The organism is Spirochaeta thermophila DSM 6578, from assembly GCF_000184345.1.
In the GTDB taxonomy this organism is placed as follows: Bacteria; Spirochaetota; Spirochaetia; order Winmispirales; family Winmispiraceae; genus Winmispira; species Winmispira thermophila.
Map to the genome: position 1 here is coordinate 575,192 of NC_017583.1, position 16,783 is coordinate 591,974.

Below are 16,783 nucleotides of genomic sequence, written 5' to 3' on the forward strand. Positions count from 1 at the left end.
TGATCACGACTGAGACAGGAGTCCTGCGTGCTCGAAGGAGGTGTATGATCCATGCTCGGCGGCATTGAGGCCGGGGGGACGAAGTGGGTGTGTGCGCTGGGACCTTCGCCCGATCGGATTGCTGAGGAGGCGAGGTTTCCCACCACCACGCCGAAGGAGACGATCGCCCGCGCCCTCTCGTTCTTCAGGGAGATGGAGGCCCGGCACGGCCGGCTTGCGGCCCTGGGTATAGGGAGCTTCGGACCGGTGGACGTGAGGGAGGATTCCCCCACGTGGGGATACATCACCACCACGCCCAAGCCAGGCTGGCGGGATACACGGGTGGCGGGGGTCTTCCAGGAGGAGTTGGGAGTGCCGGTGGGGTTTGACACCGATGTGAATGCCGCAGCCCTGGGCGAACTCTCCTATGGAGCAGCTCGGGGGCTGTCCAGTGTGGTCTACATCACTGTGGGGACAGGGATCGGCGCAGGGGTAGTGGTGGACGGCAGGCCGGTACACGGCCTGGTCCATCCCGAGGCGGGCCACATCCTCGTGCGCCGCCACCCAGATGATACGTACGGAGGGCGGTGTCCGTTCCACCGCGACTGTCTCGAGGGGATGGCCTCCGGTCCTGCCCTCGCCGAGCGGTGGAGTATGCGGGGGGAGGATCTACCACAGGATCATCAGGCCTGGCGCATGGAGGCCTTCTACCTGGCGCAGGGGGTGATGAACCTGGTCCTCGCGGTCTCTCCCGAGCGGGTCATCCTCGGGGGCGGGGTGATGCAGCAGGGGCATCTCTTCCCTCTGGTTCGCTCCGAGCTCCTGCGTCTCCTGGCCGGGTACGTGGGGCATCCTGCGATCACCGAGCAGGTGGACGACTACGTGGTTCCGCCCGGCCTGGGACAGCGGGCGGGCATCGTCGGGGCGCTCGTGCTGGCAGCACGGGCAGGAGACCGGGGGGCCCACACGCGGTGAGATAGTGACGGGAGGAATGGTATGGCAGAGAGGGATGCACAGGGCATCCAGTCAGTGATCACGCTTTCGACGCACAGACGGGAAGAGCTCATCGATATCACCCGGGAGGTGGAGGCCGTGGTGGCACGGAGTGGGGTGCAGAGTGGGCTCTGCAATGTGTACGTACAGGGGGCCACGGCCGGGATCATGATACAGGAGAACTGGGACGACTCGGTGCAGGAGGATGCCCTCGACCTGCTCAGGAGGCTCATCCCCCGGGGTGTGTGGCGCCACGACAGGCAGGACGGCAACGGCGATGCGCACCTCAAGTCGGGCCTGGTGGGTCCTTCGGAGACTATCCCCATAATTGGGGGAAAGCTCGGTCTTTCCACCTGGCAGAACATCTTTCTCTGCGAGTTCGACGGGCCGCGGGCCGAGCGGCGGGTGGTCGTGACCGTGCTTCCTCTGGGGGATGGGCATGGCAGCCGATGAGGCCCTCATCTTCCGTCCTGCCGTGGAGGTCTCGTTCGAGGAGTTCGGCATCCTCATCCCCATAGATGATGATCGCACAGCGCAGGTGCTCGCCTCTCTCGCTCATGCCGGGGTGGATACGGGGAGGCTCGTGCGTGTGGTGGAAGAGCCTCTCATCGGCCGGGAGGACCTCCTCAGGGTACACACGCCCTCCTACGTGGAGGACCTCTTCTCTTCCGGACTCGAGCGTCGCCTTCTCGAGGCCTACGAGCTGGTCGATGAGAGGGGAGGATACGTCCGGTATGACCCTGCGCGTGCGAGAAGGCCCCTTTCTGAGCTCCTCGACCGGGTGCTCCTGGGCGCCTCCTGCACATACCTCGCCTGTCTCCGGGCCCTCGAGGCAGGGTATGCCTTCTCGTGTGCGGGAGGGTACCACCACGCCCATGCTTCCTTTGGCCATGGGTTTTGCGTGATCAACGACGTGGTGATCGCACTCAGACGACTGGTGGCCGAGGGCCGTATCGAGCGCGCATGGGTGGTGGACGTGGATGCACACAAGGGGGACGGTACCGCCGCCCTCACGCAGGACGATCCCTCGATCGCCACCTTGAGCATCCACATGGCAGGTGGCTGGCCGCTCTCGCTTCCCCCGACCCTCCCCGATGGAAGCCCTCATCCCTCCCACATCCCCAGTACGGTCGATATCCCTGTGCACGCCGGGAAAGAAGATCGCTACACCTCCCTGCTCGAAGAGGGCCTTGCCGGGCTTGCCGACCTCCTCCCGGAGCCCGACCTGGTAGTGGTGGTCTGGGGGGCCGATCCCTACGAAAAGGACACCCTTCCCTCTGCTTCGGAGCTTTCCCTCTCCCTCGACCAGATGTTCGCCCGCGACCTGCTCGTGTGGCGCTTTTTACAGGATCGCGGGGTGCCCGCCTCCTTCCTCATGGCAGGAGGATACGGCCCTCATGCCTGGGAACCTTTCTCCCGGTTCCTCAGGTGGGTCTTCCTGGAGGGCTGATCCGGCCTCCTCGTAAACCATAGAGTATCACAACTGTTGCTCAATATCATTCATTTAAAACAACAGCCGTCATGATAGAACATCCTGTCCACAAAAAACTTGACAGGATGGAAAACCTGCCCTATAATTTCGTTAATTCTGAAAAATATGATATATATTGATATATTTGTTGGTATGGGCATACATGGTGGAGGGCGAATCAATGGTGCGACACGGCCACACTGTACGAGTGTGGTTCTTAAAAACATTTTTCGAGGAGGTAGGGTATGAACTCCCTCAGAACAGTCCTGGCGGCATGCGTGGTGTTCATCGTCTCGATGGGACTCGCCGCCCAGGGACAGAAGCCGGCCGAAGGCGGAGCGGCGGCTGGTGGTAAGACGCAGATCGTATTCATGACGCCGCTTTCCGGAGCGGACGGCTCGTACATGGACAAGATCATCCAGGCGTTCAACGAACAGAACCCGGATGTGGAAGTGACACACCTGGTGGTGGGCGCCTCTTCCGAATACAAGCAGAAGCTGTCCACCAGCATCGCCACCAAGACCGCTCCCGAGGTCCTCTTCATCAGGAAATTCGATATGCCTCTCTATCTTGATTACTTCACGGGCTTCACCAGGGAGGAACTCGAGGCGGCGGGGATAGATCCCGACGACATCTATCCGAATCTCCTCTCCGGACTCGAACGCGACGGGAAGATCGTCGGTATACCCCTGGATGTGTGGATCTTCTACATGGCCTACAATAAGGAAAATTTCAGGAAGGCAGGCCTGGATCCGGAGAAGCCCCCCTACACCAGGGAGGAGTTCGTGAAGGCGCTTGAGGCCCTGCGTAAGGTCACCCCAGAGGGCGTGACTCCGTACTATGAGAACTTCAACTGGGCGTGGATATGGTGCCATCTCCTCTGGCAGTTCGGGGGAGAGCTGCTCACCCCGGATTTCAAGGCCCCCGCGTTCCAGAAGGCCGGGGCCGAGGTGCTCCACTTCCTCCTCGACCTCCAGGCGAAAGGGCTCATCCCCTCGGGGACCATCGATCCCGGTCCGGCCTTCGAGTCCGGTGAGTCTTCGGTTCTCATCACCGGCATCTGGACCATCAATCCCTGGAAGGACCTTCTGGGAGAGAACTTCGGCTATGCAGTTGCTCCCCAGCTCGGGAACACGAAGGCCGTGTTCGGAGGGTCCCATGTCATCGCCCTCGTCGACGTGATGCTCCAGGATCCCAAGAAGAAAGATGCCGCCATGCGATGGGTGAAATTCCTCTGGGATCATGCCCTCGACTGGTATGCAGCCGGTCAGACACCGGCGAGGATCTCCATCGCCGAAGGAAAGGAACTCAAGGAGCGTCTCCCCCACATCTGGACCGTGGCGCAGCAGGTGAAATACGTGAGGACTTTCCAGATGTTCCCCTATGTGTCCGAGATGCTCGACGACATCGCCATGTATCTGGAGGCCGCGCTCTTCACCAAGGAGCTCACGCCTGAAGAGGCCATGGCCGAGGCGGCCGAGGCCGCGCAGACCCGTATAGACGACTACTGGGCAACCAAGTGATCCCGGCAGGTGCTGCAGGGGGGCTCTCCCCCCTGCTTTTCAAAACCGTAGGCGAGGTGTTTCATGACCACAAAGACGCGATACGCACTGCAACGGGAGTTGAGCGCGTGGGGGTTCATGCTTCCTCATCTCGTGCTGTTTCTGGTCTTCATGCTGGTTCCTCTGGTGATCAATGCAGGGATAAGCTTCTACAACTGGAGCCTTCTCGGAAAGAAAGCCTATATCGGCCTGGGGAACTTCGAGAGGATCATAAAGGACGACAAGTTCTGGCTCGCGGTGAAGAACACGGTGGTATTCGCCCTGATAAGCGTTCCCTTGGTGATGATCGTGGGGCTCCTGTTCGCCAGCCTCCTCAATCAACGGATATACGGAAAACTCTGGATCCTGGTGGCCCTCGTCTCGCCCACCTTTTTCGGGTCCGTGGGGATACTCACGACCTGGAGGTGGATATTCGCCTCACATTCCGGGGGGCTCGCGAACTACTACTTGCAGAAGCTTGGACTCATCGACAGACCCCTCTCCTGGTTCGAGGACCCGGTGAGGGCGTGGGCGATCATCATCTTCGTGACCGTCTGGTGGATAGTGGGATTCAGCGTCCTCCTCTACCTGGGTGCCCTCCGCAGGATACCGAAGGAACAGTACGAGGCGGCCGAGCTCGACGGGGCAGGGCCGCTCCTCAGGTTCTTTCATGTCACACTCCCCTGGATGAGAAACGTGCTCTTTTTCGACGTGGTGAGACAGGTGCTCCTCGCCTTCGGCCTCTTCGATCAGGTGTACTTCTTCACCGGTGGAGGACCTGCAGGGTCCACCAGGACGATGGTCTACTACCTCTACTCCACGGCGATCAATGTGCAGGCCCTGGGACGGGCGGCCGCCATATCGTGGTATATCTTCGCGGTGGTATTGGCGTTCGCACTGATCCATCTCTACATTCTCACGAGATCCATAAAGAGTGCGGAGGAGGGATGATGAGATACGAGATACGATCTGTGGAGGGGGTGCAGGAGTCGGGGCGTCTACCTGTGAAGAGCTACAGAAGAGGTCTCAAGAAGAAGGGGTGGATATGGCTCAAGTCCATACTGGTATGGATCTTTTGTCTCGTGTGGTTCTCTCCGGTGATATGGATGTTCGTGACCTCGGTGAAGGATTCCCTGGCGGCTGTGGCCGAGAAGGCCCCGACCTGGATTCCGGAGCAGGCCACCCTGAACAACTACCGGATGCTCTTCGCTCCCGCGAGTGGCATCAGTGTGCTCGAGGGGATAAGGAACTCCATCGTCGTGGCGGTGCTCTCCATCGTGGCGACCCTGGTGATCTCCGTACCTGCGGCGTATGCGCTCTCCCGCCTCGAGTTCCGGGGGAAGAAGACGATCTTCTGGGCCTATGTGGCGGTTCTGGCCTTTCCCGGTATTCTCTTCCTGGTGCCCCACTACTTCATGGTGCACATCCTGGGTATGATGGACTCCTTCTCGGCGCTGATAGTCCCGGGTCTCGGAGGTACCTTCGGGGTCTTCATGCTCCGCCAGTACATGCTGGGGCTTTCCAGGGACCTGGAGGATGCGGCATGGATCGATGGGTGTTCCAGGCTCAGGTTCATGGTCTATGTGGTGGTCCCCTTCGTCCGGCCTGCGCTCCTCGTGCTCTCCTTGATGACCTTCATCGGTTCATGGAACAGCTTCCTGTGGCCCCTCCTGGTCCTCAATTCCCCGGAGAAGCTCACCCTTCCCATCGCCTTGATACGGTTCGCGGCGGGATGGGGTGACCCCTACCGGGGCATAGGGGTGCTCATGGCCGGTGCCTTCGTGGCTACCCTGCCCACGATCGTCCTGTTCGTCGCATTCTACCGCTATCTCATGGAAGGGATAAGCATGGGGTCGGTGGGAAAGTGAAGAGAGCCGCCCTCATCCTGTCCGAAGGTGGGATGAGGGCATATCGTGATTTCATTTGGTAAAAAAATATTGACATTTTGTTATTCATTTGTTAGAGTCGTGTATACCTGTTCTCTGGGAGAAGGCCCCGGCCGGTACGGTGCGGCGTCTTCTCGAGGAGTCTGTGAGGTACTGATCCAGAGGGGTTCCTGATGGAGAGGCGTCTCGGTGTCGTGTCCTTGCTCATCCACGATCGCTCCCACATCCAACGGGTGAACACCCTCCTCTCGGAGTACGCCTCCCTCATTCTCGGGCGGATGGGGCTCCCGTTGCGCGAGAAGGGGGTGCACGTCATCGCCCTCATCGTGGAGGGAAGCACCGATGAGCTGGGGGCGTTCACCGGAAAGCTCGGGAGGATTCCAGGTCTCAAGGTGAAGTCCCACCTCACAGACTTCCGGGAATAGGAGCGTCCCGGAGGTGCGTATGAACCCGGTTAAATCCCCATCCCTGGTGGAAAAGGTCTTTATAGACAGGGACAAGCTCTACTCCATGCTTCAGGAAAAGCCGCCCACCAGATCGCGGCTCCAGGAGATCCTCAACAAGGCCTTGCTCCTCAAAGGGCTCTCACAGAGGGAGGCGGCGGAGCTCCTCCTGGTGGAGGACCACGAGGGCATACGGATGATGATGGAGGCCGCCCGTATCGTGAAACAGGAGATCTACGGCAGGAGGCTCGTGCTCTTCGCCCCGCTCTACATCGCCAATGCGTGCGACAACAACTGCGTCTACTGCGGGTTCAGGAAGGCCAACACGCGCCTCAAACGGGTGGTGCTCTCCATTCCCGAGGTGGAACACGAGGTGACTGCGCTCCTCAGACAGGGCCATAAGCGCCTCCTCATGCTCACCGGTGAGTCCGAGGAGAGCCCGCTCGACTACTTCATCGAGGGTCTCAGGGCCGCCTACCGGGTGAGGGTGGGGGCACACAACATCCGTCGCATCAACGTGGAGATCGCGCCGCTCGACGTGGAAGGGTTCAGGCGCCTCAAGGCCGAGCACATCGGGACCTACACCTGTTTCCAGGAGACTTACGATCCTGTCCTCTACCGGAAGTACCACCCTTCGGGACCAAAGTCAGACTACGAGTGGCGGCTCCTGGTGATGGACAGGGCCATGGAGGCGGGGATCGACGACGTGGGGATAGGCGCGCTCTTCGGCCTCGCCGACTACCGCTTCGAGGTGCTCGCCCTGCTCGAGCACGCCCGGCACCTGGAGGAGACCTTCGGCTGTGGTCCGCACACCGTGAGCGTTCCGCGCATCGAACCAGCAGAGGGGGCCCCGCTGTCCACCAGTCCGCCCCACCCCGTGAGCGACGAGGACTTCAAGAAGCTCGTGGCGGTCATCCGGCTCTCGCTCCCCTATACGGGCATCATCCTTACCACCAGGGAGCGGGAGGAGTTGCGCAACGAACTCTTCCACTACGGGGTGAGCCAGATATCCGCCGGTTCCCGCACGAATCCGGGTGCGTACGACGACCATGATCATCCCGACTCTGGTGCCCAGTTCTCCCTGGGCGATCACCGTTCGCTGGAGGAGGTGATCTCGTGTCTCATCGATCAGGGCTACATCCCTTCGTTCTGTACGGGCTGCTACCGCAAGGGGCGTGTGGGCGTGGATTTCATGGACCTCGCGAAGCCCGGCCTCATCAAGGCCTTCTGTCTGCCGAACGCCCTCTTTACCTTCAAGGAGTACCTGGAGGACTTCGCTTCCGAGGATGTGCGAAGGCGGGGGGACGCCCTCATAGAGCGGCTCGTGAGGGAAGAGGTCCCTGAGCATCGGAAGGAGCACACCTGGGAGGGGCTCGCGAGGGTGGCGCAGGGCGAGCGCGACGTGTACCTGTGAGGAGGGAAGATGAGGAAGGTGGAGGCTCCGGCGGTTGCAGAGGCTCGGCTCTTTGCTCCTGAGGACGAGGCCCACTGTCGCCGCACGATAGAGGAGTGGTGGCGCATGCCGCTCGAGGACCTCGTGTCCAGGGCCGATCGGGTCTGCCGCACCGTGTACGGAGATGGTGTGTACCTGCGGGGATTGCTCGAGTTTTCGAACTACTGTCGTATGGACTGCCTCTACTGCGGGATCCGCAGGAGCAACCGGAACGTCCACCGGTACCGGCTCGATGAAGAGGTGATCCTCCAGGTGGTGAGGACGGCCTTTGCCCGCGGGTTTCGGACTTTCGTGCTCCAGAGCGGTGAGGATCCTGCCTGGCCTGCCGGGAGGCTCGCACGCCTGGTGGAGCGGATAAAAGAACAGACGCGTGGTGAGGCTGCGGTGACCCTGAGCTGCGGGCTCATGACCAGGGAGGAGTACCGACTTCTCCGTGAGGCCGGGGCCGACCGGTACCTCATGCGGTTCGAGACCGCAGACCCTGATCTCCACCTGAGGCTCAGAGGAGTGGCGCTCGAGCGGCGGATCGAGGGACTCGTGTACCTGAGGGAACTGGGATACGAGGTGGGCTCCGGGTTTATGGTGGGGCTTCCTGGCGAGACCGACGAGACCATGGTGGAGAACCTCCTACTCTGCCGGCGTCTCGACCTCGACATGGTGGGCATAGGGCCTTTCATCCCCCATCCGGAGACCCCGCTCGCAGATGCACCCCAGATCCCGCTCGATCGCACCATCAGGGCGGTCGCCATCCTGCGCCTCCTCCTTCCAGGTGCGAACCTCCCCGGCACCACGGCGGCCGGCAGTCTCGAACCAGATGGGAGGGAGCGGATGCTCGCTTCAGGCGGGAACGTCCTCATGCCCAACATCACCCCTGTGCAGCACAAGAAGGACTACCTCCTCTATCCGGGGAAGATCTGCCTCGATGAGGATGGATTTCACTGCGTGGGGTGCCTCACCATGCGGGTGGCCACGGTGGGGAAGAGAATCGACTGGGAGAAGGGGACGTCACGTCAGTACCTCTGGAGGCAACATGGAGCAGAAGAGACGGTACACAGGGCCTGAGACCGAAAAGGCGGTGAGGAACTTCGGAGAGGGACGCCTCCCCCGGGAGCTCATCCTCGCCTGCGCAGAGGTAAAGCAGGCGGTCCTCTCTGCCATCCAGGAGGTGGAACGGCGCTGGTACCCTCTGGTGTGGAAGGCCCTCTCCCGTGCGGTGGAGGAGGTGAAGTCCGGAGGCCTCGACGACCAGTTCCCCCTTCCCCTGTTTCAGGGCGGGGCGGGTACGAGCATCAACATGAACGTGAACGAGGTGATCGCGAACCTGACCAATGAGATCCTCGAGGAAGAGAGGTGCCCTGAGCGGGTTGACCCTCTGGATGACGTGAACCGCTACCAGTCCACCAACGACACCTTCCCCACTGCGGTCACCATCGTGCTCTACCGGAGGCTCCTCGGCCTGGAGCAGCAGGTGATCCGGCTTCAGGCGGCCCTCGCCGAGCGGGAAGGCCGGTACGCCCAGATCCTCATGGTGGGGCGGACCGAGCTCCAGGACGCCCTCCCCATCACCCTGGGCCAGGTCTTTGGCTCGTGGGCTGGGATGTTCGAACGCGACAGGTGGCGGCTCCACAAGATAAAGGAGCGCATACGGACCGTCCCTCTCGGCGGCACGGCGGTGGGTACCGGATTCCCCGCCCCGGCCATGGTGGTGTTTGCCGCAGAGGAGGCCCTCAGGCGGATCACCGGCCTTCCCCTGGCCCGGAGCCAGAACCTGCCGGACGAGGTGGCCCACCAGGACAAGTGGTCGGAGCTCGCCCACGGGATACGCCAGGTGGCGGAGAACCTCTCAAAGCTCACCGGCGACCTCCTCCTCTACACCTCCTCGTTCCTGGGGGAGCTCGGGCATCCCGAGGTCCAGGCAGGGAGTACCATCATGGCGGCCAAGACCAATCCCGTGTTCCTGGAGTATTCCCGGGGCCTCGCCTTCAGCGCCCAGCACGCCTGCGATGCGGTGAGCACCCTCTGTCAGGCCGGACAGCTCCAGCTCAACCCCTACCTCCCCTTCATCCTCCACCACCTCCTCCAGGCCTTCAGCATGGTGGGGACGGCGCTTGAGACCCTCACCGAGAAGCTCCTCCCTGCCCTCGAGGTGCGGGAGGAGCGGATCCATGCCCACCTCCTCGCCTCGCACACCCTGCTCAACGCCCTTCTCCCCCTCCTCGGGTACCATGGGGTGAAAGAGCTCTATCGTCTCCACCCCGAGCCGTTCTCGAGCGTGGATGAGCTCGTGGCGTGTGTGGTGCGCCACACCGGTCTCCAGGAGGCCGAGGTGCGGGCGGCCCTCGATCCCGGCCGGGCCACCTCGTTCGTGAGGAGGGTGCGGTGAGGGGACGGGGATCCACCTCGCACGAACTTCCCTTAAGGAGGGACTTGTGATCACCACCCCCCTTGCCGAGCGCACACGAATCGTACTATTTGGTTTGAGGAATGCGGGCAAGTCGAGCCTCATGAACGCCATCTTCGAGAAGGAGGTGGCCATCGTCTCGGATCAGCCCGGTACCACCACTGACCCTGTCACCCGGGCCTATGAGCTCATCGGTGCAGGCCCTGTGGCCTTCACCGACACCGCAGGCCTCGATGACGAAGGGCCCCTCGGTTCGCTTCGTATAGAGAGGGCGAAGAAGGCCCTCGCCCAGGCGGACATCGCCCTCCTGGTGACCCCCCTCACCCGCCCCCCGCACCCGCTCGAGGACCGGCTCCTGGAGGAGGTGCGACGGCGGGGGATCCCCTACCTGGTGGCGGCGAGCTTTGCGGACCAGGCCCCCGATCCCCGCAAGGAGGCCTGGCTCGCCTCCCTTCCCCACGTGCGGGTGGCGAGCCCCTCCCGTGAGGGCATCCGCACCCTCACCTCCAGGCTCGTGCACCTGGTGGCCTCCCTCGCCCCCGAGCCCACCCCGCTCGAGGGCCTCGTCCGGGAGGGCGACCTCCTCGTCCTGGTGGTGCCCATCGACCTCGCAGCACCCAAGGGCCGCCTCATCCTCCCCCAGGTGGAGACCCTCCGCGACGCCCTCGATCGGGACTGCGCCGCCCTGGTGGTGAAGGAGCGGGAACTCTCGCTCTTCTTCCCCCGGCTCCCCCGCCGCCCCCGCTTCGTCGTCACCGACAGCCAGGCCTTCCACAAGGTGGCCGCCGACATCCCAGCCGACCAGCCCCTCACCTCGTTCTCCATCCTCTTTGCGCGAAAGAAGGGGGACCTCGCCCGGTACGTGAGAGGCCTTGCCGCCCTCACCGCCTTCCCCGAGGGGAAGCGCGTCCTGGTGGTGGAGGCCTGCTCCCACCACCGGCAACCTGACGACATCGCCACCGTGAAGATACCCCGCCTCTTCCACCAGCTCGTGGACCCCGCCGTACCCTTCGACCACGCCCGCGAGCTCCCCGAGGACCTCTCGCCCTACGGCCTCGTGATCCACTGTGGGGGATGCATGGTCACCCGCCGCGCCGTGCTCGCCCGGCTCGACCGCCTCGCCGAGGCCGGGGTGCCGGTGACCAACTACGGGCTCTTCCTCGCCTGGGCCCACGGCCTCCTCCCCCGGGCACTCGAGCCCTTCCCCTACGAGTACGAGCTCTACTGCACCGAGGTGGGAGGCGGGGTGGAAACGAGGATCTAGAAGGGATCCTCACGCCGCCGTCCGAGTCCCTCTTCCGGATCGGGCCCGGAAAAGAAGACGGAGTGGGGCGCCCTCCCGTGGTGACCGGTGCACGAGGGTGCGATCCGGTCCCGGGCCTATGCCTCTTCCCACAGGCTGAAGATCCCATCCGCTGCAAAGGCGAGGAGGGCCGAGAGGAGGGCCCCCGAGAGGATGAGGGCCGGGTTGTCCCTGACCAGTCCTGCGATGATCACCACGCCCAGCCCGCCTGCCCCCACCACGGCTCCCAGCGTGGCTGTTCCCACGTTGATCACCACACTCGTGCGGAGCCCTGCGAGGATCACCGGCCAGGCGAGCGGCAGCTCCACCTCCCTGAGGATGCCTCCGGGCTCCATGCCCATGCCCCGCGCCGCTTCCTTTACCGAGGGGTCCACCGCACGCATGCCTGCGATGGTGTTGTTGAGCGGAGGGAGCATCCCGTAGAGGAAGAGGGCCGCCACTGCGGGGGCGAATCCAAACCCAAGGGCAGGTACCGCAAAGGTGATGACCGCCACCGGAGGGATGGTCTGTATCCCCGCCACCACCGACTGCACCCCCTCGAGCAGGTAGGAGAACCGGGGTCTCGTCACGAGGATCCCCACCCCCAGGCCGAAGGCCGCCGCGACCGCGCTCGAGACGAGCACCATCACCACGTGCTGAAGGAGGAGCACCCCCATGGACTCGCGTTCGTAGACGAGGATTTCCCCTTGGAATCCCAGCAGACGCAAGACCCCTTCGAGGATGTCCTCCCGGGTGAGCAGGACGAGGAGCATGAGGATCACTCCTGTCCTTATCGTCCTCGCGAGACGTCCCCTCATCTGCCCCTCCGGACGAGCGCCTGGATCTCCTTGAGTCCTGCGATACCCAGGATCCCGCCTTGCTCCTCCACCGCGAGCATCGGAGCCCCGCTCTCCAGGAGAAGGGAAAGCCCATCCCTCACCGTGGCAGCACCGGGAACACGGGGCAGTTCTTCCGGGATCGTGGGGGGTGCAGGGCGTGCGATTTCCTCCATCGTATGGCACTCGAGGAGGAGGAGCACGCTCTCCGAGCCCAGGAAGGTCTTCACGAACCCGTCGCCCGAGCGCACGAGATCCTCGGTGGCCGCTTCCCTCACCACGCGGCCTTCCCGCATGAGGATGATCCTGTCTCCCAGACGGATGGCCTCTCCCATGTCGTGGGTCACGAAGACCACGGTCTTCCTGAGGCGCCGTTGGATCGCGAGGAACTCCTCCTGGAGTCGGGAGCGGGTGAGGGGATCGGCCGCACCGAAGGGTTCGTCCATGAGGATCACCGGTGGATCGGCCGCAAGAGCCCGGGCCACCCCCACCCGCTGGGCCTCTCCCCCTGAGAGCTGGTGTGGCATCTTCCGGGCGTACTCGTCGGGAGGGAGTCCGACCAGCTCGAGGAGCTCGAGGGCCCGGGCCCTCTGCCGCTCGGGGGGCCACCCCAGGAGCCGGGGTACCGTGCAGATGTTCCGTTCCACGGTCCAGTGCGGGAAGAGGCCGATGTGCTGGATCACGTATCCCATGGAACGTCTGAGCTCCACCGGATCGTATGAGGAGAGGGGGCGTCCCCGGTAGAGGACTTCTCCTCCGTCCGGCTCTATGAGGCGGTTGAGGATGCGGAGCGTGGTGGACTTGCCGCACCCCGAGGGGCCTATGAGCACGGTGAGCCGGCCTTCCGGTATGCTGAAGGAAGTGCCATCGAGGGCCACCGTTTCTCCGAATCGTTTCACGAGGTTCCGACACTCAAACACGGCTCGTCCTTTCCTTTACACATGTGATGAGCAAGGCCCACGCACGGTCGACCCCCAGGGAGAGGAGGACGGTGGGGAGCACCCCTAGGGCGATGAGGTCGTAGGCCGACTGCCCCAGCCCCTGGAAGATGAATCGTCCGAACCCCCCGGCCCCTATGAGTGCGGCCACCGTGGTGGTTCCTACCACCTGTACCGAGGCGGTACGGAGGCCGGTGAGGATCACGGGGAGGGAGACGGGGATCTCCACCCAGAAGAGACGCTGGAGGGGGGAAAGTCCCATGCCTCGGGCCGCCTCGAGCAAGCCTTTCTCGAGGAGCGAGAGCCCGGCCGCGGTGGTACGCACGATGGGGAGGAGGGCGTAGAGGGAGAGGGCGATGAGTGCAGGGGTGTTCCCCAGAGCGCTGATCCCCACGTCCTTCAGGACCGGGACGGTCTCGGAGAGGGCCGCAAGTGGGGCGATGAGGAGCCCGAAGAGGGCGAGGCTGGGGATGGTCTGGATCCCCCCGGTGAGGGAGAACACGACTCCACCCGCCTTCTTGTTCCTGTGCGCGAGGATCCCGAGAGGGATGCCTGCAAGGGTGGCGATGAGGATGCCCGCGCCCGAGAGGCTGAGGTGTGCAGCGGTCTCCTGCAGGAACACACCCCGCCTGGTGGCGAGCTCACGCATCACTCCCAGGCCGTCGAGGGTCCGTGAGAGGAGGAGGACCACCGTGCCGACGATGGCGAGGCTCTTTCCCCACTTCCGGGCCTGGAGGGTACCGCTGTACCGGGCCCTCGCAAGGAGGGCGATGCCGGCTGTCTCATAGGCGAGGAAGCCCGTACCGGGGTTGATGCGGGCGGGTGGGGAAGGGGCGTGGAGGCGGGCAAGGACGGCGAGGATGATCCAGGGGACGAGGATGGAGAGACCTGCGAGTAAAGGGCGGAGGCGGGGAGCCCGCTCCTTCCATTCCAGAAGGAGTACCACACCGAGCGACCCGAGGATCACGAGGGTGGAAAGGATGTCGAGTCGTACCGGCACACCGGGGGCCACCCTGTTCGGGACGGCCCACGCAAAGGGGAGGAGGAGACCGAGACATGCCGCAGCCCCTCCTCCCGCAAGGAGTATGCGTTCCCTTTCCATACTCAGTCGGAGATGAATCCCTTCCGAATGAGGTGCTCCCGTGCCACCACGGCCGGATCCTCTCCCTCCACGGCGATCCGTGCGTTGAGCGACTGGAGCGTGGTGAGGGTGAGGCTCTTGAACACAGGTTCGAGGATCTCCTCGATCTCGGGATATGTCTTGAGCACCTCTTCCCTCACCACCGGGGCCGGTTCGTAGACCGGTTGCACCCCGAGGTTGTCCTCGAGGACCACGAGCCCGAGCGCGGCGAGCTGCCCATCGGTTCCGTAGGCCATGGCTGCGTTCACCCCATCGGTCCCCTCTGCGGCTGCACGTTCGGTGGTGGCGGTATTGCCTCCCGAGAGCACGAGCATCTGCGATTTCTCGAGGATGAATCCGTAGGCCTCTTCGAAGGCAGGAAGGGCGTCCGGGCGGGAGACGAACTCCTCCGAGACCGCGATCTTGAACTCGCCACCCTGCTCGATGTAGCGGGCGAGATCCTCCAGGGTGGAGAGGGAACCCCCTGCGAGGTCCTTCCGCACCGCGATCGCCCAGGTGTTGTTGGCAGGCGCGGGCTCGAGCCAGACGAGGTGGTGGGTCTCGTAGTCCAGATCCCGCACGGTCCGGTAGGCCTCCACCCTGTCCTTCCACACGTCCCGCGGGGCTTCGGGATAGAAGAACCCGCCGTTGCCCGTGTACTCGGGATAGATGTCGATCTGGCCGTTTATGATGGCCTTGCGTACGATGTCCGTGGGGCCGAGCTGAACCTTGTCTTCCACCGCGAAGCCGTGTTCTTCGAGGAGGATGACGATCATGGTGCCCAGGAGGGCCCCTTCGGTGTCTATCTTGGATGCCACGGTGATCGGACCTCCGGTCTCCTCCTGCTTTTTTGTGCAGGAGATGACGAGTGAAAAGATAAGAAATACGGAGAGAAACAGGAGAACAAATTTCCTCAAAACAACCCCCTGAATAGTGTGTCGTGCGTACATACATAGTGTAGTCACGATGGGGGGAAAAGGCAAGGAAACCGTTGCGGGGGAGGATGATGTGCGGTATGCTGGTAGAGGTATGCTGAGGGAGATACGACACGTGCGCCAGGAGCCGGGGGTCTTCAGGCGCTGGTTCCAGGACGAGTACTTCGATCTCATCGTGTGGTACCGCGATGACGGACCGCCCACGGTGGACAGGGTCGTGGGCTTCCAGCTCTGTTACGACAGGCAGGGCGATGAGCGGGCCTTCACGTGGCAGGCCTCGGGGGGCTGGAGCCACATGCGCGTCGATGGAGGGGACGTGCCGTTCAGCATAAAGCAGAGTCCTGTGCTCATGCCCGACGGCGAGTTCCGGACCGACGAGGTGGTCGCCCGCTTCCTCGAGGCGAGCACCCAGCTCGAGCCCCGGCTCGTGCGGTTCATCGTGGAGCGGATGGAGTCTTCGAGAGGGGGGCGGAGGACTCAGGCCGAGAAGAGGATGTAGTAGTCGAGCCGTCTCTCGTGGAAGAGGTGGTTGTGGGGGGTCACGTGCTTGTCCTCGGCCTCCTTGGGGTCTATCTCCACCACGTGGAGGGCTGCTTCCTCTTCGGGCGCCTGGGCGAGGATGGTCCCTTTGGGGGAGATGACGTGGCTCCTTCCGGTATACCTGAGGCGTTTCCCGCCTCGCTCCTCCACGCCGATCCGGTTGGCGAGTATCCAGAAGATGCGGTTCTCGATGGCGCGGACCCGTGTGGTGAGCTGGCCGTACTCGGGGAGCACGAGGTTGGAGGGATGGCACACCACGTGTGCTCCTTGAAGGGCCACGGTGCGGGCTGCCTCGGGGAACATGTGGTCGAAGCACACGAGGAGGGCCACGCGTACCCCCTGTATGGTGAAGACCGGAAAACCGAGGTCCCCGGGAGAGAAGAAGTATTTCTCCTCGGCGAAGAGGTGCATCTTACGGTAGAGGAAACGTCTGCCTTCGGGGGTGAGGAGGACCGCGCTGTTGTAGTACCTTCCCATCTCCTCTTCGGCGAAGCCCGTGACAAGATGGATGCCCGTCTCCTGTGCGAGCCGGGAGAGGGCCTCGATGCAGGGGCCGGTGTCCACGGGTTCGGCCATCCGTGCCACTTCCTCCTGTGAGAGGAAGAGGTAGCCGGAGAGGGCGAGCTCGGGGAGGACGAGGAGGTCGGGTTTCGTTCCGCCGCCCTGGAGATGGGCGAGTATATGTTCACGGATGGCTTCCAGGTTCTTCTCCGACTCGCCGAAGAGGGGGGCGAACTGGAGGTAGCCTACGTTCATGTTCTCCTCCTTAAGAGAGATGTGTGCTGTATGGTCATCCCGGTGGCCCCATCGAGGCCCCGTGCCGACAATCGTTCATTATACGACGATCAGACCGGAAAGAAAAGTGCTATATAGTAGGAGCCTTTTGCGCTGTACTGCTTTTTTTAGTAACCCAACGGGAATCCTGGGCAACAACGCGCTGTAATGCCTGCTTAGGGTGTCAACGT

The 16,783-nt window shown here is 63.2% G+C and carries 17 protein-coding genes; 12 read left to right on the top strand and 5 right to left on the bottom strand.

Features of this window, described 5'->3' with window-relative positions; translation table 11 throughout:
• The first annotated feature begins 51 nt into the window (after nt 1-51).
• From SPITH_RS02425 to hydF, 11 genes are all read left to right on the top strand, one after another.
• Nucleotides 52-954 carry an ROK family protein gene (locus SPITH_RS02425; protein WP_014624157.1) on the top strand — a complete coding sequence of 301 codons (903 nt, stop codon included), beginning with the start codon at nt 52-54 and terminating at the stop codon, nt 952-954.
• A gap of 21 nt (nt 955-975) precedes the next feature.
• Nucleotides 976-1,425, top strand: coding sequence for a secondary thiamine-phosphate synthase enzyme YjbQ (locus tag SPITH_RS02430; RefSeq protein ID WP_014624158.1), 450 nt, complete (start codon nt 976-978; stop codon nt 1,423-1,425).
• Nucleotides 1,412-2,422 (top strand): histone deacetylase family protein, encoded by a 1,011-nt coding sequence (locus SPITH_RS02435; RefSeq protein ID WP_014624159.1) that lies wholly within the window; start codon nt 1,412-1,414, stop codon nt 2,420-2,422. The genes SPITH_RS02430 and SPITH_RS02435 overlap by 14 nt, the downstream gene beginning before the upstream one ends.
• A gap of 266 nt (nt 2,423-2,688) precedes the next feature.
• Nucleotides 2,689-3,966: an extracellular solute-binding protein gene (locus tag SPITH_RS02440; RefSeq protein ID WP_014624160.1), complete on the top strand. Its 1,278-nt coding sequence runs from the start codon at nt 2,689-2,691 to the stop codon at nt 3,964-3,966.
• A gap of 63 nt (nt 3,967-4,029) precedes the next feature.
• Nucleotides 4,030-4,935 carry a carbohydrate ABC transporter permease gene (locus SPITH_RS02445; RefSeq protein WP_014624161.1) on the top strand — a complete coding sequence of 302 codons (906 nt, stop codon included), beginning with the start codon at nt 4,030-4,032 and terminating at the stop codon, nt 4,933-4,935.
• Nucleotides 4,935-5,852: a carbohydrate ABC transporter permease gene (locus tag SPITH_RS02450; protein ID WP_014624162.1), complete on the top strand. Its 918-nt coding sequence runs from the start codon at nt 4,935-4,937 to the stop codon at nt 5,850-5,852. Before SPITH_RS02445 ends, SPITH_RS02450 begins: the two co-directional genes overlap by 1 nt.
• Nucleotides 5,853-6,043: 191 nt before the next feature.
• A complete protein-coding gene (locus SPITH_RS02455; protein ID WP_014624163.1) occupies nt 6,044-6,295 on the top strand; it encodes a TM1266 family iron-only hydrogenase system putative regulator in 252 nt (83 codons plus the stop codon).
• 19 nt (nt 6,296-6,314) lie between these two features.
• Nucleotides 6,315-7,727 (top strand): [FeFe] hydrogenase H-cluster radical SAM maturase HydG, encoded by a 1,413-nt coding sequence (gene hydG, locus SPITH_RS02460; RefSeq protein WP_014624164.1) that lies wholly within the window; start codon nt 6,315-6,317, stop codon nt 7,725-7,727.
• Between the two features lie 9 nt (nt 7,728-7,736).
• The gene (hydE, locus tag SPITH_RS02465; RefSeq protein ID WP_014624165.1) at nt 7,737-8,828 is read left to right on the top strand and encodes a [FeFe] hydrogenase H-cluster radical SAM maturase HydE; all 1,092 of its coding nucleotides are present in this window, start codon (nt 7,737-7,739) and stop codon (nt 8,826-8,828) included.
• The gene (locus SPITH_RS02470; protein ID WP_014624166.1) at nt 8,797-10,149 is read left to right on the top strand and encodes a lyase family protein; all 1,353 of its coding nucleotides are present in this window, start codon (nt 8,797-8,799) and stop codon (nt 10,147-10,149) included. The genes hydE and SPITH_RS02470 overlap by 32 nt, the downstream gene beginning before the upstream one ends.
• Nucleotides 10,150-10,195: 46 nt before the next feature.
• The gene (gene hydF / locus SPITH_RS02475; protein WP_014624167.1) at nt 10,196-11,431 is read left to right on the top strand and encodes a [FeFe] hydrogenase H-cluster maturation GTPase HydF; all 1,236 of its coding nucleotides are present in this window, start codon (nt 10,196-10,198) and stop codon (nt 11,429-11,431) included.
• Between the two features lie 116 nt (nt 11,432-11,547).
• Here the strand turns inward: hydF and SPITH_RS02480 are convergent, their stop codons facing one another.
• Genes SPITH_RS02480 through osmF form a run of 4 tightly spaced genes read right to left on the bottom strand, consistent with a single transcriptional unit; the run spans nt 11,548 to nt 15,293 of the window.
• Nucleotides 11,548-12,267: an ABC transporter permease gene (locus SPITH_RS02480; protein WP_014624168.1), complete on the bottom strand. Its 720-nt coding sequence runs from the start codon at nt 12,265-12,267 to the stop codon at nt 11,548-11,550.
• A complete protein-coding gene (locus SPITH_RS02485; protein ID WP_245523432.1) occupies nt 12,264-13,184 on the bottom strand; it encodes an ABC transporter ATP-binding protein in 921 nt (306 codons plus the stop codon). The genes SPITH_RS02480 and SPITH_RS02485 overlap by 4 nt, the downstream gene beginning before the upstream one ends.
• Before the next feature lie 13 nt (nt 13,185-13,197).
• Nucleotides 13,198-14,325: an ABC transporter permease gene (locus SPITH_RS02490; RefSeq protein ID WP_014624170.1), complete on the bottom strand. Its 1,128-nt coding sequence runs from the start codon at nt 14,323-14,325 to the stop codon at nt 13,198-13,200.
• 2 nt (nt 14,326-14,327) lie between these two features.
• On the bottom strand, nt 14,328-15,293 hold the full coding sequence (osmF, locus tag SPITH_RS02495) for a glycine betaine ABC transporter substrate-binding protein OsmF (RefSeq protein ID WP_169311807.1): 966 nt from the start codon (nt 15,291-15,293) through the stop codon (nt 14,328-14,330).
• A gap of 79 nt (nt 15,294-15,372) precedes the next feature.
• On the opposite strand from osmF, the gene SPITH_RS02500 reads away from it, so the two are divergent.
• On the top strand, nt 15,373-15,777 hold the full coding sequence (locus SPITH_RS02500; RefSeq protein ID WP_245523434.1) for a hypothetical protein: 405 nt from the start codon (nt 15,373-15,375) through the stop codon (nt 15,775-15,777).
• Here the strand turns inward: SPITH_RS02500 and SPITH_RS02505 are convergent.
• The gene (locus tag SPITH_RS02505; protein ID WP_014624173.1) at nt 15,756-16,574 is read right to left on the bottom strand and encodes a nitrilase-related carbon-nitrogen hydrolase; all 819 of its coding nucleotides are present in this window, start codon (nt 16,572-16,574) and stop codon (nt 15,756-15,758) included. The two genes, SPITH_RS02500 and SPITH_RS02505, sit on opposite strands and share 22 nt — an antisense overlap.
• Nucleotides 16,575-16,783: the final 209 nt, after the last annotated feature.